Source organism: Candidatus Pantoea gossypiicola (assembly GCF_008632075.1).
In the GTDB taxonomy this organism is placed as follows: Bacteria; Pseudomonadota; Gammaproteobacteria; order Enterobacterales; family Enterobacteriaceae; genus Pantoea; species Pantoea gossypiicola.
Genome location: NZ_VWVM01000028.1, coordinates 1 through 22,688, shown reverse-complemented (window position 1 = coordinate 22,688; position 22,688 = coordinate 1). Strand labels below are relative to the sequence as shown.

At 56.6% G+C, this 22,688-nt stretch carries 22 protein-coding genes and 2 pseudogenes; 17 read left to right on the top strand and 7 right to left on the bottom strand.

The features are described from left to right. Positions 1-3: 3 nt before the first annotated feature. Genes trbE through traG form a run of 7 tightly spaced genes read left to right on the top strand, consistent with a single transcriptional unit; the run spans position 4 to position 6,417 of the window. Positions 4-192, top strand: coding sequence for a conjugal transfer protein TrbE (trbE, locus tag F3I20_RS22215; RefSeq protein ID WP_150015794.1), 189 nt, complete (start codon positions 4-6; stop codon positions 190-192). 30 nt (positions 193-222) lie between these two features. Then, complete coding sequence (gene traF / locus F3I20_RS22210; RefSeq protein WP_045379415.1) at positions 223-972, top strand: type-F conjugative transfer system pilin assembly protein TraF; 750 nt, start codon at positions 223-225, stop codon at positions 970-972. A 16-nt stretch (positions 973-988) separates the two neighbouring features. After that, positions 989-1,237: a type-F conjugative transfer system pilin chaperone TraQ gene (gene traQ, locus F3I20_RS22205; RefSeq protein ID WP_011901838.1), complete on the top strand. Its 249-nt coding sequence runs from the start codon at positions 989-991 to the stop codon at positions 1,235-1,237. Then, positions 1,227-1,781, top strand: a complete 555-nt coding sequence (gene trbB, locus F3I20_RS22200) for a type-F conjugative transfer system pilin assembly thiol-disulfide isomerase TrbB (RefSeq protein WP_150015793.1) — start codon at positions 1,227-1,229, stop codon at positions 1,779-1,781. The genes traQ and trbB overlap by 11 nt, the downstream gene beginning before the upstream one ends. Continuing rightward, positions 1,774-2,202 (top strand): conjugal transfer protein TrbF, encoded by a 429-nt coding sequence (locus F3I20_RS22195; RefSeq protein ID WP_150015792.1) that lies wholly within the window; start codon positions 1,774-1,776, stop codon positions 2,200-2,202. Before trbB ends, F3I20_RS22195 begins: the two co-directional genes overlap by 8 nt. Further along, entirely contained in the window at positions 2,189-3,559 is a 1,371-nt protein-coding gene (traH, locus tag F3I20_RS22190) for a conjugal transfer pilus assembly protein TraH (protein ID WP_150015791.1), read from the top strand. Before F3I20_RS22195 ends, traH begins: the two co-directional genes overlap by 14 nt. Beyond that, on the top strand, positions 3,559-6,417 hold the full coding sequence (gene traG / locus F3I20_RS22185; protein WP_150015790.1) for a conjugal transfer mating-pair stabilization protein TraG: 2,859 nt from the start codon (positions 3,559-3,561) through the stop codon (positions 6,415-6,417). The genes traH and traG overlap by 1 nt, the downstream gene beginning before the upstream one ends. A gap of 1 nt (position 6,418) precedes the next feature. Here traG and F3I20_RS22180 read toward each other — a convergent pair whose 3' ends face one another. Then, positions 6,419-6,730, bottom strand: coding sequence for a heavy metal-binding domain-containing protein (locus F3I20_RS22180; protein WP_150015789.1), 312 nt, complete (start codon positions 6,728-6,730; stop codon positions 6,419-6,421). A gap of 93 nt (positions 6,731-6,823) precedes the next feature. On the opposite strand from F3I20_RS22180, the gene traT reads away from it, so the two are divergent. Further along, entirely contained in the window at positions 6,824-7,555 is a 732-nt protein-coding gene (gene traT, locus F3I20_RS22175) for a conjugal transfer complement resistance protein TraT (protein ID WP_150015788.1), read from the top strand. A gap of 171 nt (positions 7,556-7,726) precedes the next feature. Beyond that, on the top strand, positions 7,727-9,883 hold the full coding sequence (gene traD / locus F3I20_RS22170) for a type IV conjugative transfer system coupling protein TraD (RefSeq protein ID WP_150015787.1): 2,157 nt from the start codon (positions 7,727-7,729) through the stop codon (positions 9,881-9,883). Between the two features lie 8 nt (positions 9,884-9,891). Here the strand turns inward: traD and vapC are convergent, their stop codons facing one another. Both vapC and vapB read right to left on the bottom strand, forming a co-directional pair. Then, entirely contained in the window at positions 9,892-10,290 is a 399-nt protein-coding gene (vapC, locus tag F3I20_RS22165) for a type II toxin-antitoxin system tRNA(fMet)-specific endonuclease VapC (RefSeq protein ID WP_150015786.1), read from the bottom strand. Beyond that, positions 10,290-10,517, bottom strand: a complete 228-nt coding sequence (gene vapB / locus F3I20_RS22160) for a toxin-antitoxin system antitoxin VapB (RefSeq protein ID WP_150015785.1) — start codon at positions 10,515-10,517, stop codon at positions 10,290-10,292. The genes vapC and vapB overlap by 1 nt, the downstream gene beginning before the upstream one ends. Positions 10,518-10,634: 117 nt before the next feature. Here vapB and traI point away from each other — a divergent pair, with 117 nt between their 5' ends. The 4 genes from traI to F3I20_RS22140 all read left to right on the top strand — a co-directional run bounded on the left by traI (position 10,635) and on the right by F3I20_RS22140 (position 17,852). Beyond that, positions 10,635-15,863, top strand: a complete 5,229-nt coding sequence (gene traI / locus F3I20_RS22155) for a conjugative transfer relaxase/helicase TraI (protein WP_150019654.1) — start codon at positions 10,635-10,637, stop codon at positions 15,861-15,863. A gap of 1 nt (position 15,864) precedes the next feature. Then, the gene (gene traX, locus F3I20_RS22150; protein WP_150019653.1) at positions 15,865-16,602 is read left to right on the top strand and encodes a type-F conjugative transfer system pilin acetylase TraX; all 738 of its coding nucleotides are present in this window, start codon (positions 15,865-15,867) and stop codon (positions 16,600-16,602) included. A 66-nt stretch (positions 16,603-16,668) separates the two neighbouring features. After that, positions 16,669-17,340 carry a fertility inhibition protein FinO gene (locus tag F3I20_RS22145; RefSeq protein ID WP_223811740.1) on the top strand — a complete coding sequence of 224 codons (672 nt, stop codon included), beginning with the start codon at positions 16,669-16,671 and terminating at the stop codon, positions 17,338-17,340. Positions 17,341-17,591: 251 nt separating this feature from the next. Continuing rightward, positions 17,592-17,852 (top strand): replication regulatory protein RepA, encoded by a 261-nt coding sequence (locus F3I20_RS22140; protein WP_150016041.1) that lies wholly within the window; start codon positions 17,592-17,594, stop codon positions 17,850-17,852. A 25-nt stretch (positions 17,853-17,877) separates the two neighbouring features. Here the strand turns inward: F3I20_RS22140 and F3I20_RS22135 are convergent, their stop codons facing one another. Next, the gene (locus F3I20_RS22135; RefSeq protein ID WP_223811739.1) at positions 17,878-18,165 is read right to left on the bottom strand and encodes a recombinase family protein; all 288 of its coding nucleotides are present in this window, start codon (positions 18,163-18,165) and stop codon (positions 17,878-17,880) included. Between the two features lie 161 nt (positions 18,166-18,326). Between F3I20_RS22135 and F3I20_RS24560 the strand changes: the two genes are divergently transcribed. Beyond that, on the top strand, positions 18,327-18,590 hold the full coding sequence (locus F3I20_RS24560; protein WP_150016042.1) for a DUF4158 domain-containing protein: 264 nt from the start codon (positions 18,327-18,329) through the stop codon (positions 18,588-18,590). Next, positions 18,583-18,852: pseudogene (locus F3I20_RS24555) on the top strand (Tn3 family transposase); the annotation flags it as partial. The gene F3I20_RS24560 and the pseudogene F3I20_RS24555, both read left to right, overlap by 8 nt. Positions 18,853-19,376: 524 nt before the next feature. Here F3I20_RS24555 and F3I20_RS22120 read toward each other — a convergent pair. From F3I20_RS22120 to tnpA, 3 genes and pseudogenes are all read right to left on the bottom strand, one after another. Then, complete coding sequence (locus tag F3I20_RS22120; RefSeq protein ID WP_150016043.1) at positions 19,377-20,228, bottom strand: hypothetical protein; 852 nt, start codon at positions 20,226-20,228, stop codon at positions 19,377-19,379. A 265-nt stretch (positions 20,229-20,493) separates the two neighbouring features. Next, positions 20,494-20,730, bottom strand: a pseudogene (gene tnpB / locus F3I20_RS22115) (IS66 family insertion sequence element accessory protein TnpB); the annotation flags it as partial. Then, positions 20,727-21,341, bottom strand: a complete 615-nt coding sequence (tnpA, locus tag F3I20_RS22110; protein ID WP_150016045.1) for an IS66-like element accessory protein TnpA — start codon at positions 21,339-21,341, stop codon at positions 20,727-20,729. The gene tnpA and the pseudogene tnpB, both read right to left, overlap by 4 nt. Before the next feature lie 132 nt (positions 21,342-21,473). On the opposite strand from tnpA, the gene F3I20_RS24485 reads away from it, so the two are divergent. Both F3I20_RS24485 and F3I20_RS22100 read left to right on the top strand, forming a co-directional pair. After that, positions 21,474-21,812, top strand: coding sequence for a GNAT family N-acetyltransferase (locus F3I20_RS24485; protein WP_150016046.1), 339 nt, complete (start codon positions 21,474-21,476; stop codon positions 21,810-21,812). A gap of 209 nt (positions 21,813-22,021) precedes the next feature. After that, positions 22,022-22,678, top strand: a complete 657-nt coding sequence (locus F3I20_RS22100; protein WP_150016047.1) for a DUF2913 family protein — start codon at positions 22,022-22,024, stop codon at positions 22,676-22,678. Positions 22,679-22,688: the final 10 nt, after the last annotated feature.

The following is a 22,688-nucleotide window of genomic DNA, read 5'->3' as shown; positions in this document are numbered from 1 at the left end:
ATCATGAAAATTAAAGGATTTACTGGACGCCTTATCATCAGCCTGATTGTCGCCTCACCGGTGCTTTACTGGTGCGGGAATATCGTTGATGAAACATCGCGCATCGATGTGTTCTTTATGGCGCTGATGATTGTGCTTTTCGTGGCGGGAGTTCTGCTGGCGTGGCTGTTAAACCCGCTTTTCAAACGATAACCGACCTGCTTCGGGATAAGGAAGGTTCCAGTGAAAAAGAGAAAGACAGCGTTAGCGCTGCTGCTTCTTGGCAGCGTTTTTTCCGCCACAGGAAAAGATGCCGGCTGGCAGTGGTACAACGAATCGCACAGAACGCCGGAGGACGACAAATCCTCTTCAGCACAGCCTCAGCAGGCCTCGCCGGACATCATGGAGAAGCTTGCCACGCTTCAGCAGGCCACGAAGCGCGCCATGTACGAGGCCATTCTGTATCCGGGCGTGGAGAACTTTACCCGCTACTTCCGCCTGCAGAACTACTGGACGCAGCAGGCCGGGCTGTTCTCGATGAGTGCTAAAAAGGCGATGCTCGAGCACCCCGAGCTGGACTACAACCTGCAGCACAGCCACTACAACGGTACCGTGCGCAACCAGCTGGCGGCGGACTTTGCCGACCAGCGCCGCGCCATTGAAACGCTGGCTCAGCACTATGGCGTGATGTTCTTTTACCGCGGACAGGACCCGATCGACGGCCAGCTGGTTCAGGTCATTAAAAACTTCCGCGAAACGTATCACCTCAGCGTCATTCCGGTCTCCGTGGACGGTATCGTGAATCCACTCCTGCCGGATACCCGAATGGACGGTGGACAGGCCAGCCGGCTGGGTATTCGTTACTTCCCGGCGCTGATGCTGGCCGACCCTAAAAGCGGGACGGTCAAACCCGTCTCGTATGGCTTTATCAGCCAGGATGACCTGGCGAAGCAGTTCCTCAACGTTTCCACAGATTTTGCCCCCAACTTTTAATACAGGGAGAGTTCGCATGCGTAAATTCCGTTTTCGCCTGCCTGAGTTCGACGTGCCCGGATTATGGGTGCTGAGCCTTGGGATATGGTTTCACATTGTTTCCCGCCTGGTCCGGCGCGAGCCGGAGATGGCCATTCTTCTGGCGCAGATAATCGGCGTATCGATGGTGCTCTGGGGGGGCTACCGCATTATCAACCGCTGGATTGATGCTGCCCGTGAGGCCGAAAAGGCCCGTGATGCCGGAGGATGCCGACATGAACCTTAGACATACCGTGTTTACCGTGGCGCTCATGACCCTCAGTCTGGCCACACAGGCTTCCACAATGGACGAGATCAAATCGTTATGGCATCCACAGGGGGCGCGAGCGTCGGGATCTCTGCCTACATCCCCGGAAGACCCTGAAGCTAAGCCACTTCCGGCGAAGCAGCCGGTCTGGTACCGCCTCAGCAACGGCAGCCAGGTCAATCTGGCCGACTGGAAGGTCGTGCTGTTTATGCAGGGACACTGCCCGTACTGCCACCAGTTTGATTCGGTCCTGAAGTCGCTGTCGGCACGGGTGGGGTTTGGGGTGATGGCCTACACCATCGACGGTCAGGGGGATGCGTCCTTTCCCGATGCGTTGCCCGCGCCGCCGGAGGTGATGAAAACCTTTTTCCCTAACCTGCCTGTGGCCACGCCAACCACCTTTCTCGTCAACGTAAACACCCTTGAAGCCCTGCCCCTGCTGCAGGGCGCAACCGACGAACAGGGCTTTATGGCCCGTATGGATACGGTCCTTCAGATACGCGGAGTGGGTAACAATGGCTGATCAGAACAATGCAGAGGAACACGACATGATGACTTCCGGAATGCTTCAGAGAGCTACGACGCCAGAGTTAATCGCGCTCAGGGCACGGAAAGATGACGCACGGTTCGGCGTTTATGCTGAGTGGGCGGGCATATTGCTCATTGCTGGCGTGCTGTCGCGCGTCTTTATGACATACGTTTTCGATGCCTGCGTCGGCGACTGGCTCAGGGACGGTCACCTGCAGCTGAAAGATTTGTGGAACGTGTTGATGTACGCCATTCCACTGATATTTATCGCGCTGAGCGGCGGGCTTGCCGTTGCAGGTGGCGTTTATGCAATCCTGAACTCGCTTTATACGAAAGGGCAAATGTTCATACTAAAACGAAAAATGGGAAAACTCGCCCTGCAGGCGAGCCGGGAGGATGCCGATGTTCGTCCGTAAACCTCTCTCCATACTGTGTGGCCTCCTTCTTGCGTGTTCAGCGAGCGTGAGTGCCGACGTGAACAGTGACATGAATACCTTCTTTAATAAGCTAGGCTTTGCGTCCAACACCAGCCAGCCTCAGGTCTGGCAGGGGCAGGCTGCGGGTTACGCCACTGGCGGCTCACTCTACGCGCGCGCGCAGGTGAAAACCGTCCAGCTTATCTCCATGACGCTGCCCGACATCAACGCCGGCTGCGGCGGCATCGATGCCTATCTGGGCTCCTTCAGCTTTATTAACAGCGATCAGCTGCAGCGTTTCGCCAAGCAGATTATGTCCAATGCGGCCGGATACTTCTTCGATCTGGCGCTGCAGACCACGGTACCGGAAATCAAGACCGCAAAAGACTTTCTGCAGAAGATGGCCAGCGATATTAACAGCATGAACCTCAGCTCCTGCCAGGCGGCGCAGGGGATTGTCGGCGGTCTGTTTCCGCGCACCCAGGTCTCCCAGCAGAAGGTCTGCCAGGACATTGCCGGCGAGAGCAACATGTTTGCGGACTGGGCGGCATCCCGCCAGGGCTGCACCGTGGGCGGCAGCCTCGACAAGGTGCGCGACAAGGCCGGTACCGCCGATAAAGAGCGCATCACTAAAAACATCAATATCATCTGGAATGCGCTCGGCAAGAACGGCATGTTCAGCGGGAATAAAGAACTCAGGGAGTTCATCATGACGCTCACCGGCACCCTGATTTTTGACGAGAAGGGTAACATCACGCCGCTGCCTGCCCGCACCACCGATCGTGACATTATTAAGGCCGTGATGGAGGGCGGCACCGCGAAAATTTACCACTGCAACGACAGCGAGAAGTGCCTGAAGGTGGTGGCCGACGCGACCGTTACTATTACCGAAAAGAACGCGCTGAAAAATCAGATCAAGGACATTCTCTCCAGCATCCAGAACAAGGCTGCAACCGACACAAAGCTGACCGAGAAGGAGAAGGGCTTTATTTCCGGTACCACTATCCCGGTGTTCAAGTACCTGGTGGACCCGATGATGCTGGGCGTCTCGGACAGCCTCGTCTACCAGCTGACGGACTATATTGGCTACGACATTCTGCTCCAGTACATCCAGGAGATGGTGCAGCAGGCGCGCGCCTTGATGGCAACGGGCAACTATGACCAGGCCGTTATCGACAGCATTAATAACAACCTCAACGAGGCCACGCGACAGATAGCCTCCTTCCAGGCGCAGGTGCAGGTGCAGCAGGACGCGCTTCTGGTTGTTGACCGCCAGATGAGCTACATGCGCCAGCAGGTTTCGGCGCGGATGTTGCAGCGCTATCAGAACAACTATCACTTCGGGGGGGCGCGCTGATGCAGGCGATTTACGTTATCGCGGGCGGCGACTGGCTGAGCCAGACGCTGAACGCCATTGTGGCCTTTATGAACACGGACAACTGGGTCATTATCCGCCGGATCGTGACCGCGCTGTCTGTGCTCGTCGTGGCCATCACCTGGATACGCCGTCACAACGTGATGGATATGCTGGGCTGGATAGGTACCATCGTCCTGATGTCTCTTCTTGTGAGCGTGCGCACGCCGGTACAGATTATTGACAACAGCGATCTGACGAAGGTTTATCAGGTTGACAACGTGCCCGTCGGGCTGGCGTTGCCAGCGTCGCTGACGACCACCATCGGGCACGCGCTGGTGCAGGGCTATGAGATGGTCTTTTCTCAGCCGGACAGCGTGACCTACAGCAAGACCGGGATGCTGTTCGGCGCGAATCTGGTCGCGTGCAGCACAGACTTTTTGTCAAAAAATCCTGAAATCACCACGCTTTTTGCGGACTATGTGCAGAACTGCGTGATGGGCGACATCTTCCTCAACGGGAAGTACACCCTGGACGAACTGATGAACAGCACCGACCCCTACACCATTATCTTCTCTAAACCCAGTCCGCTGCGTCAGGTACAGAACTATAAGAAGTTTACGACCAGCGGTGATAACGGACAAACGGAGATAAAGGCGTTTTTATCCTGCGAAGAAGCCGCAGTGATCCTCAAACAGAAACTGGGCCTTGATACCCAGACCGGAGGAAAAAGCTGGAGCTACTACGCACGCTGGCTGTTTGGCGGACGTCCGAATCCCGACCTGCTCCTGAGCCAGATGCTCGGTGAAAGCTATAACTATTTTTATAACTCCGGGCAGAGCGCCTCGCAAATTATCCGCCAGAACGTGACGATGAATGCCCTGCGCGACGGTATCATGGGCTATGCGGCCCGCAACGGCGATACCTCGAGCCTGCTCAACATCGCCACCACGTCCTCAATGGAGAAGCAGCGGCTCGCGCACGCAACGGTCGGGCAGGTGGCCCTGCGCTCGTTGCCCATGTCCCAGACGCTGATAGTCGGTCTGATTATCGGGATATTCCCCCTGATGGTGCTGGGCGGGATGTTTAACGCCGTCACTCTTAACGTGCTGAAGGGGTACGTGCTGGCCATCATGTGGGTGCAGAGCTGGCCGCTGCTTTACGCCATCCTCAACAGCTGCATGACCTTCTATGCGAAAGCCAACGGCTCGCCGGTGGTGCTCTCTGAGCTGTCGCAGGTGCAACTTAAATACTCGGATCTGGCCACCACGGCGGGCTATCTGTCGATGCTTATCCCGCCACTGGCATGGGGGATGCTGAAAGGTCTGGGCTCCAGCTTCTCGAATCTCTACAGCCACCTGGCGTCCTCGGCCATCAGTCCGGCGGCAACGGCGGCGGCAGGGTCAATCGACGGGAACTATTCATACGCCAACATGCAGACCGAGAACGTGAGCGGCAACAGCTGGAATACCAACAGTTCGACCATGTTTGGCCAGATGAGTCAGCAGCTGGGCAACGGAGCGACGTCCACACAGATGCGTGACGGCAGTACCGTGACTGACTCCACCCAGGCCGCGAGTAAGCTGCCCGTGAGTATTAATTTTGCCCGTCAACTGGCCTCAGCGCAGCAGGAGATGGCGCGCGAGGCCCAGACTCAGTCCCAGAGCGCGATGCAGAGCTTTAGTAGCAGCATGTCAAGCACGTGGCAGACCCTCAGCCAGTTTGGCACCAACCGGGGAGGCAGCGATTCGATGACGCAGGGCGCCGATAGCATGATGAGCGCGCAGGACTCCATGATGGCCAGTAAGATGCGCAGTGCGGTCGAGAGTTATGCGAAAGCGCATAACATCAGTAATGATCAGGCGACTCAGGAATTGGCGACCAGAAGCACACGTGATTCACTTGGGTTTTACGGTGATGCTCATGTTAAGGGAAGCATGGGGGTTAGTGTTCTGGGTACTGGTGTTCAGGTCGGAGGACAGTCCGGAGTTAAAGCAGGGCGAGATTTCGAAGATAATGATTCTCATAACGCATCAAATGGTTCTCGAGTTAGTCAGGATGCCCGTCATGATGTAGACGCCAAAGCCTCTCAGGACTTTAAAGAAGCCAGTGATTACTTTACCAGCCGCAAAGTCAGTGAGTCCGGCAGCCATACGGATAACAATGCAGCTTCACGCGCGGACCAGTTGTCCGCATCACTGAGCTCTGCAAAACAAAGCCTTGAACAGTACTCGACCAGCCAGGCACGCAGCAAGGAATTTGCGGAAATGGCGTCCCGTACTGAAAGCATGAGCGGCCAGATTAATGAAGACCTGAACCAGCAGTTTGCTCAGTATGTTCGTAAACAGGCCCCACATGATGCCGACACGCTGCTGACAGATACGTCTTCACCTGAAGTGGCTAATAAGCGCAGAGAGCTTGCCTGGTCGTTCGTTCAGGAGCAGGTTCAACCAAGTATTGATGCGGTCTATTCCTCAGGGCGCTCGGAAATTGGGGCTTCGATGGATGGTATTTCCTCGGGCGGAAAAAAAGAGGCTGTTATGGCTGACTACCAGTCCCATAAAAATATTATCGACCAAAGAACGCAGGACAATAATATCCGTAATGATGTGAAAGATCAGGTTGAAGATACCATCTCCGGGTATCGTTCAGAAATTAATACGACGGGTAGAAATATTCGTGACGAGGAGCAAGACATAAAACAGCAGTATAGTGGGTTACAGAATCATCATAAAGAGGAAGAGTTATCCCAAAATCGTAAGTATCATGAAGAAAAAACTGCCCAAGAGCGACTGCCGGGGGCTGACACCCCGGATGAGCTTCTTAACAAGGCCAGAGAGTATCAGGATAAAAATAGCTGAATTATATATCCTCCAGTAGAACAGCATCACCAGTAGCTATTAGATAACTTGTAACAAAGGCATGTCCGTTTCTCTGATATGAACCAGAAATATACTGTAGATTAATGATTGCATTAGCCCCTAATTTTGTTGCTTCGGTAAAAAGAGCAGAAAGCAGTTCATCATCTTCATTACGGTATTTGGCGGTTATTTCTGATGTGGTGGCTTTTACAAGGCCAAAATTTTTCAAGATTTTAATTTGCGGTGGGACCGAAGTAAAAATCTGAAAATGAGTGATGGTGGTGACATCTAGTTTACTATCAAATAATCCCATAAATACCCTGCGCATTTTATTATGGTGAACAAAACTCATTTTTTATTATACGACATTTCAAAAGTATATATAAACTACAACAAGGAAGTTTTTATGAAAATGAAAAAAATAATGGTGATTGCTCTGGTCAGTTCCACTCTGGCTCTTTCAGGTTGTGGCGCGATGAGCACAGCAATCAAGAAGCGTAACCTTGAGGTTAAAACTCAGATGAGCGAAACCATCTGGCTGGAGCCTTCCTCGGAACGCACCGTTTATCTGCAGATCAAAAATACCTCCGACAAGGACATGAGCGGGCTACAGGGTAAAATTGCCGACGCGGTAAAAGCTAAAGGCTATCAGGTCGTCTCCTCTCCGGATAAAGCCTACTACTGGATTCAGGCCAACGTGCTCAAAGCCGATAAAATGGACCTGCGAGACGCCCAGAGCTGGCTGAGTCGTGGTTACGAAGGGGCAGCAGCAGGGGCTGCGCTCGGCGCGGGCATTACGGCATACAACTCCAGCTCAGCGGGCGCGACACTGGGCGTGGGCCTTGCTGCCGGGCTGGCTGGTATGGCGGCGGACGCGATGGTTGAGGATGTTAACTACACCATGATAACCGACGTGCAGATTGCCGAACGCACCAAAGCAGTTGTCACCACCGATAACGTTGCGGCCCTGCGCCAGGGTACCTCCGGCTCTAAAATCCAGACCAGCTCAGAGCTGGGAGATCAGCATAAGTACCAGACCCGTATCGTATTTAACGCGAACAAGGTCAACCTGAAGTTCCCGGAAGCACAGCCGGTCCTGGAAGATCAGTTGGCCAAATCTGTCGCTAATATTCTCTAACAGGTATCAGCAGGGCGGACCCACCGCCCTGTTTGGAGCACAACCTCTCGTTTTTCAACGCTAACGCTTTATGGCTGAGCAAATTCTTTGTGCGGTCATAAAGGGTTGCCGGCAACGCCGGAATAGTTTGCTTTTGCCGTCTGTGACGGCACACTCCATCGGACCTACATTATGAGTTTTAATGCTAAAGATATGACCCAGGGCGGTCAGATCGCGAGCATGCGTATCCGTATGTTCAGTCAGATCGCCAATATCATCGTGTACTGTCTCGTCATTCTCTTCGGCGTCATTGTTGCGATTACGCTGTCGCTCAAACTGACCTGGCAGACGTTCGTGAACGGCATGGTTTATTACTGGTGTCAGACGCTGGCCCCCATGCGCGATATTTTCAAATCCCAGCCTGTCTATACCATCCGTTATTACGGCCATGAGCTGAAGTACAACGCGCAGCAAATACTGCAGGACAAATATATCCAGTGGTGCGCCGACCAGGTCTGGACGGCCTTTATTCTTGCCGCCATCATCGCGGCCGTGGTGTGCGTTATTACCTTCTTTGCCACCACCTGGATTCTGGGCCATCAGGGTAAACAGCAGAGTGAGGATGAGATAACGGGAGGGCGCCAGCTGACTGACGACCCGAAAGCGGTGGCGAAAATGCTCAGGCGCGACGGTCTCGCATCCGACATCAAAATCGGTGAGCTGCCGCTTATTAAGGACTCGGAGATCCAGAACTTCTGTCTGCACGGCACTGTCGGGGCCGGTAAATCAGAAGTTATCCGCCGTCTGATGAACTACGCCCGCCAGCGTGGCGATATGGTCATCGTGTATGACCGCTCCTGTGAGTTCGTCAAAAGCTACTATGATCCGGCCACGGATAAAATCCTTAACCCGCTGGATGCGCGCTGCGCCGCATGGGACCTGTGGCGGGAGTGCCTGACACAGCCTGACTTCGACAACGTTTCCAACACGCTTATTCCTATGGGCACGAAGGAAGACCCCTTCTGGCAGGGGTCGGGACGTACCATCTTTGCCGAAGCCGCTTATCTGATGCGCAACGATAAGGACCGCAGCTACAGCAAGCTGGTCGACACGCTGCTTTCCATCAAGATTGAGAAGCTGCGCTCGTACCTGAAAAACTCCCCGGCGGCGAACCTGGTGGAAGAGAAAATCGAGAAAACGGCCATCTCCATCCGCGCCGTGCTGACCAACTACGTCAAGGCCATCCGCTACCTGCAGGGCATCGAAAATAACGGCGAGTCATTCACCATACGCGACTGGATGCGAGGCGTTCGTGAGGATGGTAAAAACGGCTGGCTGTTTATCTCTTCCAATGCTGACACCCACGCTTCTCTCAAGCCGGTTATCTCCATGTGGCTGTCCATCGCCATTCGCGGGCTGCTGGCGATGGGGGAAAATCGTAACCGCCGCGTGTGGATCTTTGCCGATGAGCTGCCGACCCTGCACAAGCTGCCGGACCTGGTTGAGATCCTGCCGGAGGCGCGTAAGTTTGGCGGCTGCTACGTCATTGGCATCCAGTCCTACGCCCAGCTGGAAGATATTTACGGGCAGAAACCGGCGGAAACGCTGTTCGACGTGCTGAACACCCGTGCCTTTTTCCGCTCGCCGTCGCGCAATATCGCCGAGTTCGCCGCCGGTGAAATTGGTGAGAAAGAAATCCTCAAGGCATCCGAGCAGTATTCCTACGGTGTGGACCCGGTACGCGACGGTACCTCGGTCGGCAAGGACATGGAGCGCGTCACTCTGGTGAGTTACTCCGACGTCCAGACGTTGCCGGATCTCTCCTGCTACGTCACGCTTCCCGGACCTTATCCTGCCGTGAAGATGGCGCTGAAGTATCAGCAGCGTCCAAAGGTGGCACCGGAATTCATTCCGCGCACCATCGACGGGAAAGCGGAAGAACGTCTGAATGCCGCGCTGGCTGCACGTGAGCATGAATCCCGCAGCATCGCCATGCTCTTTGAACCGGATGCCGACGTTATCGCGCCGGAGGTCAGTGCAGAGAATGACGGCCAGCCACAGCAGCCACAGCAACTGACGCCCGCGCCCCGCGCTGCAGACGCGGCATCCGTAGCGGGTGTAGCAGGCGTCGGCGGCGTGGAGCCTGAGCTGAAGACAAAAGCGGAAGAGGCTGAGCAGCTGCCGCCCGGCATCAGTGAAAGCGGTGAAGTGGTGGATATGGCGGCATGGGAGGCGTGGCAGGCGGAGCAGGACGAACTGTTTCCTCAGGATAGGCAGCGTCGTGAAGAAGTGAACATCAACGTTCACCGGGCGCCTGAAAAGGATCTGGAGCCGGGAGGGTACATTTGATGCAGGTACTAGCACCAGTCTTCTGTTCGGATACCCGGAATACGTTCAAACTCGCGAAGGTTATTTGTGACAACTATCAGTCCGCGGCTACGGGCATGTCCGGCAATCATCTGGTCGTAAGGTCCGACAGGCGTTCCCTTGCGGGCAAGTTCAGCCCGGATTTGCCCGCTATGTATCGCTGCCTGCGCGTCATAGTCCAGGACCTCCAGGCGGGAGGCAAAACCCTCCACCACTGCAAGATTACGTTCCGGCACCTGGCTTTTTTCCGCACCATAGATCAGCTCCATCAGGGTGATGGAGCTGATACACATTCTGGACGTGTTGAGGTTGAAGCGTTCCCTGACGTGTTCTGGCTTATTTTTAATGGTGAAAATACAGATATTTGTATCGAGCATGAATTTCAGCATCAGAATCCTTCCCGTTCCTGCTCTTTGGGTTGTTCCCTGACGTTCATAAAGTCAGCGCTGACACCTTCACCGTCAAACCAGCTGTCCCAGGACTCTCCGGCCGGTGTAATGAGCCGGCTTCTGCCAACGGCAATGACTTCAACGTGTTTCACGCCTTCCGGAAAGGATATCGATTTAGGCAACCTGACGGCCTGGGTCCGGTTACTCAAAAAAAGCGTTGTATGCATGACTCTCTCCTTTTTTGGGATATACGCGGTGTATATCCATTATGGTTGGTGGTTTTGTATATGTCAATGGAATATACGTTCCGTTAGGGAGGGTAAGCACCAGGGAGGATACATCTGATGATGAGCATCGGGTCGGTAAAATCCGCCGGCAGCGCGGGCAATTATTACACCGATAAGGACAACTACTACGTTATCGGCAGTATGGGCGAGCGCTGGGCCGGAAAAGGGGCTGAAGCGCTGGGGCTCTGCGGCGGAGTGGACCAGAAGGTCTTTACAAAGGTTCTGGAGGGACGCCTGCCGGACGGGAGCGACCTCAGCCGGACTCATGACGGGGCGAACAAGCACCGTCCGGGCTACGACTTCACCTTCTCTGCGCCCAAAAGTGTCTCCGTGATGGCGATGCTCGGTGGCGACAAGCGTCTTATTGAGGCCCACAATCGCGCCGTGGATACGGCCATTAAGCAGATAGAGGCGATGGCCTCCACGCGGGTTATGACGGAGGGCAGGAGCGAGACGCAGCTGACCGGCAACCTGGTGATGGCGTTGTTTAACCACGATACGAGCCGCGACCAGGAGCCGCAGCTGCATACCCACGCCGTGGTGGCCAATGCCACTCAGCATGGCGATGAGTGGCGAACACTCAGCAGCGACAGGGTGGGCAAAACCGGGTTTATAGAGAATATCTACGCGAACCAGATTGCCTTTGGCCGCCTGTATCGTGCCGCGCTGAAGGATGACGTCGCGGCGATGGGCTATGAGACTGAGACGGTCGGCAAACACGGCATGTGGGAGCTGAAGGGCGTACCGACGGAGCCGTATTCCAGCCGCAGCAGGACCATCAGCGAGGCGGTCGGGGATGACGCGTCCCTGAAATCCCGCGACGTGGCGGCGCTCGACACCCGCCAGTCGAAGCAGAAGGTTGACCCCGAACAACGCATGGCCGAGTGGATGCAGACCCTGAAAGAGACGGGGTTTGACATTAAAGCCTACCGCGAGGCGGCAGACCTGCGGGTTGTGCAGGGGAATATTCCCGTCACGGCGCCTGAAGCCATTGATATTAACAGCAGCGTCGGACAGTCCATTGCGATGCTGAGCGACCGGCGGGCGCGGTTCACGTATTCCGAACTGCTGGCCACCACCCTCGGACAGCTGCCCGCGCGGTCGGGCATGGTGGAGATGGCGCGTGACGGCATCGATGCGGCGATAAAAAATGAGCAGCTCATCCCGCTGGATAAAGAGAAGGGGCTGTTTACCTCGAACATCCACGTGCTGGATGAGCTGTCGGTGTCGGCGATGACCCGCGATTTACAGCGGACGGGGCAGGCCGACATTTTTCCGGAGAAGGGAGTGCCCCGCAGCCGGTCATACAGCGATGCCGTGAGCGTTCTGGCCCAGGACCGTCCGCCGGTGGCCATCATTTCGGGTCAGGGCGGGGCGGCCGGCCAGCGTGAGCGCGTGGCGGAGCTGACGATGATGGCGCGCGAACAGGGGCGTGACGTGCAGATTATCGCCGCCGACAGGCGCTCGCGCAGCGCCCTTATGCAGGATGAGCGCCTCAGTGGCGAGCATATCACCGACAGGCGGGGGCTGACGGAGGGCATGGCCTTTACGCCCGGCAGCACGCTGATTGTGGACCAGGGGGAGAAGCTGACCCTGAAAGAAACGCTCACGCTGCTCGACGGCGCGCTGCGCCATAACGTCCAGCTGCTGATTGCCGACAGCGGCCAGCGCACCGGGACCGGCAGCGCCCTCACCGTCATGAAGGAGGCGGGAGTGAGCACGCTCGCGTGGCAGGGCGGTGAGAAGACGCAGGTCTCGGTTATCAGCGAGCCTGACCGGCGGCAGCGGTATGACCGCCTGGCCGCTGACTTTGCCCGAAGCGTCCGCGCAGGTGAACACAGCGTGGCGCAGGTCTCCGGCCCGCGCGAGCAGGCTGTGCTGGCAGGCGCTGTCCGCGAGGCGCTTAAGGCGGAAAAGGTGCTGGGCGAGCGGGAGGTCACTATCACTACGCTGGAGCCGGTCTGGCTCGACAGCCGCCATCAGCAGGTGCGCGACCACTACCGGGAGGGGATGGTCATGGAGCGCTGGAATGCCGAAGCACGCAGCCGGGAACGCTTTGTCATTGACCGCGTGACGGGCCGCAACAACAGCCTGACGCTGCGCAACGCACAGGGTGAGACGCGGGTGACTCGCCTGTCTGAACTCAACAGCAGCTGGTCGCTGTACCGCACCGGCACGCTGCAGGTGGCCGAAGGCGACCGTCTGGCAGTGCTGGGTCAGGCGCAGGGGACGCGGCTCAAGGGAGGCGATACGGTGACCGTTAAGACGCTCGGGGAGGCGGGGCTCGTCGTCAGCCTGCCGGGGCGTAAGGCGGACGTGGTCCTGCCCGCTGGTGACAGTCCGTTTACTGCCGCGAAGGTGGGTCAGGGCTGGGTGGAGTCGCCGGGCCGCTCGGTGAGCGACAGCGCCACGGTCTTTGCCTCGCTGTCGCAGCGCGAGCTGGATAACACCACGCTGAACAGACTGGCGCTCAGCGGCCGGGCGGTGCAGCTCTATTCCGCGCAGACGGCGCAGAAAACGACGGAGAAGCTGTCGCGTCAGTCTGCCTGGAGCGTGGTGTCTGAACAGATTAAGGATGCGGCGGGGCATGACAGGCTCGATGATGCCCTGGCGCACCAGAAAGCCGGGCTGCACACGCCGGAGCAGCAGGCTATCCATCTGGCCATTCCGGTGCTGGAGGGGAACGGCCTGGCGTTCACGAAGCCGCAGCTGATGGCCGCCGCGAAAGAATTTGAGCAGGACAGCCTCAGCCTGCAGGCCATCGAAAAGGAGGCGGACCGGCAGGTGCGCAGCGGCGCCCTGCTATCGGTGCCGGTATCGCCGGGAAACGGCCTGCAGCTGCTGGTCTCACGCCAGTCGTACAACGCTGAAAAAAGCATTATCCGCCACGTCCTTGAGGGAAAGGAGGCCGTCACCCCGCTGATGGATAGGGTTCCGGACGCGCAGCTGGCGGGCCTGACCGACGGGCAGCGGAACGCCACGCGCATGATACCTGAATCCCCCGACCGCTTTACCCTGGTGCAGGGCTACGCGGGCGTGGGTAAGACCACTCAGTTCCGGGCGGTCATGTCGGCCATCGGCACGCTGCCGGAACGGGAGCGGCCGCGGGTTATCGGCGTGGCCCCCACCCACCGGGCGGTGAGCGAGATGCGAGATGCGGGCGTACCCGAAACGCAGACGCTGACGGCCTTTATTCACGACACGCAGCAGCAGCTGCGCGGCGGCGAACGACCGGACTTCAGCAACGTCCTGTTTCTCGTGGATGAAAGCTCGATGGTCGGTAACGCCGACATGGCGAAGGCGTACAGCCTGATTGCCGGGGGTGGGGGACGCGCGGTCTCCAGCGGGGATACCGACCAGCTGCAGTCCATTGCCCCGGGCCAGCCCTTCCGCCTGCTGCAGAAGCGCAGCGCCATTGACGTGGCGGTGATGCAGGAGATTGTTCGCCAGACGCCGGAGCTTAAACCTGCCGTCTACAGCCTGATTAACCGCGATATCGGCAGCGCCCTGACGACCATTGAGTGCGTGGTGCCGGCACAGGTGCCGCGCAGGGCGGATGCCTGGCAGCCGGACAGCTCCGTCATGGAGTTTAGCCGCGAACGGGAGGAGGCCATCGCGAAAGCCGTGGCGGCCGGCGACATGATGCCCGGCGGGCAGCCCGCGACGTTGCTGGAGGCCATCGTGAAGGACTACACGGGGCGCATGCCGGAGGCGCAGGCACAGACCATCGTTATCACCGCCCTGAACGCCGACCGCCGCCAGGTGAACGCCATGATTCATGACGCCCGTCAGGATGCCGGTGAGGTGGGTGAAAAAGAGGTCACGCTGCCGGTCCTTACGCCTGCCAATATCCGCGACGGGGAGCTGAGGCGCATGGCAACGTGGGAGGCGTCCCGCGACAGCTTGGTCCTGCTGGACAGCACCTATTACAACATTGAGTCGCTGGACGGGGGTGCGCACCTGGTGACGCTGAAGGATACGCAGGGCAACACCCGTAGCCTGTCGCCCGCGCAGGCGGCGACAGAGGGCGTCACGCTCTACCGTCAGGACACCATCACCGTATCGGAGGGCGACCGGATGCGCTTTTCGAAAAGCGACAACGAGCGGGGCTTCGTGGCCAACAGCGTCTGGTCGGTCAGTGAGATAAAAGGTGACAGCGTCACGCTGTCGGATGGAAAACAGACGCGTACGCTCACGCCGTCAGCGGAGCAGGCAGAACAGCACATTGACCTGGCCTATGCCGTCACCGTTGAAGGCTCACAGGGTGCAAGCGAACCCTTCTCCATCTCCCTGCAGGGCACGGACGGCGGACGTAAGCGGATGGTGAGCTTCGAGTCAGCCTACGTGGCGCTGAGCCGCATGAAGCAGCACGCGCAGGTCTATACCGACAACCGGGATAAGTGGGTGGCCGCGATGGAAAAATCGCAGGCGAAAAGTACGGCGCATGACATTCTCGAGCCGCGCGGCGACCGTACTGTCGCGAATGCCGCCCGCCTGACGGCGACGGCAAAAGCGCTGGGTGAGGTGCCTGCCGGTCGCGCTGCGCTGCGCCAGGCCGGGCTGCAGCCCGAGGGCTCGATGGCGAAATTTATTTCGCCGGGGCGTAAATACCCGCAGCCGCACGTGGCGCTGCCCGCTTTTGACCGCAACGGCAGGCAGGCGGGCGTCTGGCTGAGCGCCCTGACGTCCGGAGACGGGCAGCTTAAGGGGCTGGGCGGTGAAGGTCGGGTGATGGGCAGCGGGGATGCGGCGTTTGCGGGTCTGCAGGTCAGCCGTAACGGCGAGTCGCTGCTGGCGCGGGATATGGAAGAGGGCGTGCGGCTCGCGCGGGAGAATCCGCAGAGCGGCGTGGTGGTGCGGCTCGAAGGCGAGGCGCGACCGTGGAACCCTGGCGCTATTACCGGCGGTCGGGTCTGGGCCGACGGCACCGGTACGCAGCCCGGAGAGACGGTTCCGCCGGAGCTGCTGGCGCAGCAGGCCCGGGAGGCTGAGGTGCAGCGGGAGCTGGATAAGCGTGCTGAAGAGGCGGTCCGCGAGATGGCCCGCAGCGGCGACAGGCCGGCCGGAGGGGCTGACGTCGCCGTCCGGGATGTGGTGCGGGATATGGATCGGATAAAAGAAACGCCGGCATCTCCCCTCACGCTGCCGGATGCGCCGGAAGAACGCCGCCGGGATGAGGCGGTGTCTCAGGTGGTGCGCGAGAACGTGCAGCGGGACCGCCTGCAGCAGATGGAGCGCGAAACGGTGCGCGACCTTGAGCGTGAAAAGACCCTGGGAGGCGACTGATATGCGCACTGAAAACCATCCGCTGTTCCCTCTTGTGGTGGTGGCCGACTGCTGGCTGCAGCGTCTGCTTGTGTGGACGCCGGGCCAGACTGACCTTATCAAAACCGTGGCGCTGCTCCTGATGGTGGCCGACCACATCAGCATGCTGTGCGGACTGGATAATGACTGGCTACGTCTAGCCGGTCGGGGAGCGTTTCCGCTCTTTGGCCTGGTCTGGGCCATGAACCTCGCCCGCCATCCGCAGATTCAGCAGCGCACCCTGAACCGGCTCTGGATATGGGCCGGGGTGGCGCAGGGCGGCTGGATACTGGCCGGGCTTCGCCCGGACCTGGGCAATATCCTGTTTGCCTTTGCGGTCAGCGGACAGGCGCTGGCGCTGATGCAGCGGCACGGGCCGCGTGCGTGGCCGCTCTCCCTAATGCTGGTTCTGGCCTGGCTGCCGTTTTCGGCGGGAAGCTACGGGCTGGCGGGGGTAGTCATGCTGATGCTGGCCTGCGGCGTCTGTATGGCGGGCCGGCGCACCACGCGCACGGGACTGGCGCTGTGTCTGGCGCTGGCGACACTCGCGCTGAATGCTGCGGACAGCGCTGCCTTTGCCATCGCGGGTCTGGTGATACCCGGCGTTACCCTGACGGTGCTGAGCCGGACCTGTTGCCGCGTGCCGAGGTTCTGGCCGCGCGAATTTTTCCCGCTGTTCTACGCGGTGCACCTGGCCGTCATCGGACTGATGGTGATGTGATATCTGCCGTGTCAGAATAGGGTCAGTCAGGAGAATACACGTGAAACAGATTTATCCGGAGGCAGGATGAAAGTGCAGGGGCGCCCCACGCTGACGCTGCGCCATAAGACGGAGCCAGAAGGTCAGCGTGCCGTAAACAACAGTGAACCGGACAGTGCGGGACCGGGCCTGGTCACGCGTAAAAAGACCGTGGTGGTGAACACGACTCCTGCCTGGAAGGTCAGGAAGCAGGCGGTGGATGAGAGCGCGAAAAAGGCACAGGCAGATGAGAAGGCCGCCCGAAAAGCAGAGAAAGCCCGGTTGTGGGCAGAGCGACAGGCGCAGGAGCGGGAGGCCATGCGCAGACCAGCCCCGGAACCGGTTTACCGGAAGGTCATGCCGCTTACGGACGCGATCGCGCTCCTGGAACGTTGCTGGCCAGCCCTCGTTACGGACGGCCAGCCGCAGCTCCTGGCGGTCAGCATCCGGGAAACGATGGTAAATGATATTCGTCAGCGCGGGCTGGATATCTCCGTGAAGACGCTGAAACGCTGCCTTGCCGCCGTCACCCGCTCGGATGCGTATCTGGGTGCCATGACGGTGGGCGCGTGGCGTAAAAACCTTGCCGGTGAACCAGTCGCACCGGTGAGTGCGGAGGAGGCGGCATATGCGGTGGCGCGCAGGGCTCAGGAGCATGCTAAACGACAGCGCAGGGCGGCGAGGGAAGCCACCCCGCCCGTGCACGATATGAACAGATAACTGCAGAGAAGAGAAAAATACAGAATGAACATGAATAAAACCCTTTCATTCATGCAGTCGCGCTGGGACGGGGGAACTGACTGGCATTCTTCATACTAATAAGCATCGTCATTTGATTCGCAATCTACATCTATTCAGGTGAGTCATGCGCCAACATGGCTCACACTTTCGCGTAAAGTTAAGTCGCTGATTTCACGAATCTGTAGTATCCTCCGCGAAACGATCCTTGTTTGATCCTTGAGGAGGCAGAGATGTCGCAAGTCGAAAATGCAGTAACTTCCTCATCGAAAGAAAAGCGTTCTTACCGAAAAGGTAATCCGCTAACTGCTTCTGAGAAGCAGTTAGCGGCTGTAGCTCGAAAGCGGATTACACACAAAGAAGTGAAAGTCTTTATCCGTAACCCTCTTAAAGATCGCATGATTGCGCTGTGTGATCAGGAAGGGATAACTCAGGCCCAGTTCATTGAAAAACTCATCGAGCGGGAACTTAGTGAACAGGGGCTGCTGAAGTAAAGGCTTTACTTTTTGATGTTCAATGCTAGATTACTGATCGTCTGAAGGATTTTGGCTGGTTATAGCAGGCATCCACGATATGGATCATGTCAGCGGTGTTGCGGCCGAGCCGGTCCATTTTGGTGCAGATGATGATGTCATTTTTTTCAGCCCGGCCAAGCAGCCGCTGTAACCCTTCTCGTTCGTCTGTAGCCCCGATCATCATGTCGGTAAAAATTCGGTCCTCCCGCACACCGGCATTTTTCAGCTCAGCCACCTGGAGCGTCAGCTTCTGGTGACTGGTTGATACCCTGGCATAGCCCAGTAACGCCATTTCAGTCTCACAAATCGATTATGATACATGAGTGTATCATAATGTATAAAATGCGATTTGTGATACCTGTTTCCACTCTGGTTTTGACGGGTATCAGATATCATAATATCTGATACTGCCAAAAATAGGATACGAAGAACGGATATCAAAGAAATGCGCGAATGACCAGTGATTTTCTGATCGATGACCAGATTCAGAATTATGGCTGCTATGTCGCCGAGCCAAAGGAAGTTCAGCTGGCAAAGTATTTTCATCTTGATGAGCGCGACCTGGATTTCGTTTATCAGCGCCGGGGCAGGCATAACCGGTTTGGCATTGCTCTTCAGCTCACCACCGCCCGTTTTCTGGGCTCGTTTCTGAATGATCTCATGCAGACCCCTGCTGGCGTACGGCGCTATGTGGCTGCCCAGTTAGGGTTACCGTGAGGGACAGGAAGATCAGCTTGGTGCGCTGGGCCTGGTTACGAATGCGGTAGTGCTGTGGAACACGCTTTACATGCAGGAAGCGCTTTCACATCTCAGGATTATGGGGGAAACGCCAGAGGATGAACATATTGCCCGCCTGTCACCGCTGATGCACGGGCACATCAATATGCTGGGGCATTATACGTTCATGCTGCCGGAGGATATTCTGAGGGGAGAGTTGAGACCATTAAATTTCAATTTAAACAATGGATTATTGCCTTAGCGTGGTTTTTTACACGATTGACCGTCAAACCCCTATAAGTATTTCCCTTCCAAGGTGGCGTTATTTGAAGCGGTTATCCTCAATAACAGTGCCCGATTTCTTACTGAGGCGGCCTGTAGGCTCAACCCGAAGTGAAAAAATATGCTTTTCCCTATATGGCAGAAGAACTGCAAGGGTTAAAAGCGTCTTATCGAATTCCCTGCCCCCAGGACCCGCCGCCAACCTGAACACTGGAAAAAGTGCAGAGTTTTCTTTGTGGCAGTGATGAGGAACTAAGCAGTGATTCTCTGTCGCGTCCGGCAGCCATAGCGGATGACAACGCAGCAGCATATGGCGCGTAGTGGCGACGTAATCGCGAGTGAACTTTCCGGAGTTAACGCAGGCAGGAACCGTGCACTGACAGGGTATTTTCCCATGCCGGGCGCGTCAGTGAGGCTCGATGACAGCAACACCCTTCTTGTGGAGTGCTGGGAGAGATATGAACCGTCGTTAACTACGGTTTGGTCATTCAGCCACCTGAAATATTATTCCACGCCAAGTGTTATCGTCGCTGTGGCTTTATACGAACCAGCGTTAGCTCCTTCTTTAATAGATGATCTGACCAACGGGGTGATCTTTGTGACTGTATCTACTCGCCCAACAGGATATTTTTCGATTCCGTCAGCTTTCCAGCGCAGTCCGGTTTTATCGCTGATCGCTTCAATGGTAATATTGCTATCGTCATACAGACTGCCATCATCGCTGGCCTGTCCACCATTGAGCGTTAAAAAGACAGTAGGGGACGAGGTAAAATCACTGCAGTCTACAGAAATCGGAAGCTCAGCTGATGAACTCGGACTGAGTTTGGACACAGGTGGCAGCTTAACAGCCTTAAGTGTTGAAATGCTACAGGTAGGTCTAGCAATTTCAAAGGTTAATATTAATTTACTGACTGTAGCGTTATTGATACTTACTGGCCAGTATTCAGTCCCCTTTACATCGCATTCGTATTGTTGCTTCGTCGACATTGACTGGCCACTTTGAGAGACACTCAGCCATAATTTTGTCGTAAAAAAAAGCGACGCATTGCTTAATTCCAGACTGTCAGCCTGTTCATCCTTATTCCTGAAACCCTTAACCTTAATGTTTAACCCTGTTGAACCATTGACGGGAGAACAGGTATCTGCCCACTGAACTCCCAGACTGACCTGTGATGCTCCCTTGAGCAAATAGGCCGGCAGGGACATAGTGACATCATCAGACCATGCAAAATCAATGCGCCCCAACATGGCAGAATATTGTTCAGCGCTAATCTTTATGTCTGTTTTCGGTACGTCTTCCTCTGCATACAATGCAGGGCACAGAAAAAAAATAATAAGGTAAAATAATTTAGACATACTGAAACCATGCGTTGTTATAGTGTTACAACATTAGTACGGAACTGACATGCTCGATTTTATCTCTTAACCGTGTGTCGTTCATCAGGGTAACCATGAGCATGTTTTTTAATGCACTCCTTAAGGAGTCGCATAGAGATATGTAAACGATGGCGTGTCTATATTTCCATCCTCCACCACAAGGATTAAACATTGTAACATTTTTGCGCACTCCACAAAACCATAAAAGCTGAATTATTTCCTCTTTAATTCAAAGAATGCAAGTTGGCCAGACGAAGTGACCGCGATCCAGGCGTTTGGTGAACAGGCACAGGCCGTCCCGGTCTGCCCACAGCACCTTGATCATGTCGCCGCGACGCCCGGGGAAGATGAACAGATGCCCGCTGAACGGGTCATCCTGCAGCGTGTTCTGTACCCTGGACGCCAGGCCGGTAAAGCCGTTGCGCATGTCCGTCACGCCGGCAACCAGCCAGATGCGGGAACCCGCAACGAGTGATATCACTGCGAACTCCCCTGCATCTCCCGGATGAGCATCTGCAGCAGTTCAGGCGTCAGTGCTCCACCGATACGCAGCGTACCGGCGGGCAGAACCAGTTCGCAGCAGGATGACTCCCCGGACGGAACGCCGGACGGCAGGGCCTGGCTGCCGGTGCCGGCAGTCAGCGTGACGGGCAGTATGGCTGGCGCATCCGTTCGTGCAGCGAGCAGTCTCTGCTGATAAAGACGCCGCCAGTTGAACAGCAGGTTGTCATTAATATTATTCTCACGGGCCAGCCGTGCCACGCTGACGCCGGGGTGCATCGATTGCTCCACCAGGGCAATTTTGAATTCGCGGGGAAAATTGGGACGACGTGACCGCCTGCGGGGCGCCGGTTCCGGGGCAGCAGGCAGAACGGCGCCTTTACATGATGTCGGCAGATAAAGGCGTTTTTCCAGACTTCCGGCATTGACGCTGACCGGCAGGGGCCACGGTAGCCCGGATTTGCGAAAGCGTACGAAGAGATCGCAGACGGTGGTCTTGGGGATACCTAACCGGCGTCCCGCCTCAATGCGCGACAGTTTTTCATCAAAATGGAGGTGAAGGGCCTCAAGGAGCCATGTCCGGTGTTTCACGCGATAGTGTCCATTAAAAAATGATGGACACTATTTTCCCGGAACAGGAGTCTTCTGCACAGACGGTCTCTGTGTGACGCTTACCCAAAAAGTAACAAGATTTTTGAAAAACAGATCCGGCAGTTCATCCGGATGAATGATTCTGGCCAGTACACCGGCCATTCCATTCTCATGCTGTTCCGCAAATCCGATGACAGGAAAGTTGGTTTCTTATGGTTATGTGCTGTGCAGGATTTGGCCGGCAGACCATGTACCGAAATCCGAACAATCAACATCACAAAATCAATGCGCGGTAAAGGTTGTGGCACCCGGCTGCTGTCCATTGCCCTTGACGAATATCGATCACATATCGTAACGGCAAAGTGTTATCCGGGATCAGTTCTGATGTCAGGAATGCTTAAACGACGGGGCTTTGAAGTTATGGGAACGTCTGAGAGAGGTTCTGAGTTTCTTTGCCTGGAGCCAGAATAAACTACCGACAATCAACACAATGCTACTGACAGATTACATTGACAGCGTGTACGGAACAGTACGTGCAAAACGAGTGGCCATGCGATAAATGGATGCAGACGGTTCCGGATGCGACTCTGTTGTCGTTCAGGTTAAAATACGTCAGCATGACCGTAAGCGGAAACCCGCCAAAATTTTGCGGGATAAATAAATAAGGAAAAGGGCGGGCAGTGACGCGGACAGAAAAATCGGGCCATCTGGCATGGTGCGCCCTGGTGGCGCTTGCGCTGGCCAGACAGAACGGTGATGTGCGGTCACCGGCACAGGAAAACCTCTTTCTGACCCGCTGGCTTGCCACCGCCATGAAGCAGCACCGCTTTCCACGCGAAGTTGCCCCCGACATTGAATGGTTGCTTAAGCAAGGACGCCGGTACGGGGCCGGAGCAAAGCTTGCCAACAAGCTGGACTACCTCTGGCGCTCCTGCACCGGCTCGCTTTTGGAGCAGAACGACCTTTTCCGGCTGACGTATGCCCTGGAGACCGCGAAGGACATGCATTGGGCTTACCGGTTGCTCAGCGACCGGGAGTGGTCGGGACGCCATGCCGCTGCCCTGAATCCTGATGTCAACGGCATTTACGTGTCCCGGACCAGCCTGGACGCGGCGTTTGACGACGACGGCTGGCAGGTCAGCCCGTTAATGGCGCGCCTGACCGGGCGCGTGAAGGGGCTGGAAACGCTGTTTAACCGCTGTGGATGGCAGATGGCCAGCGAAAGGCCGTCCGGCCTTTATGTGCTGACGGCAGAAAAATCTGAATTAACACAAGCACAGGTAAAATCAGCACAGCAGCTGCTGTCTTCAGCTGACCGGAATAACGGCGTTTACTGACTACAGTGGA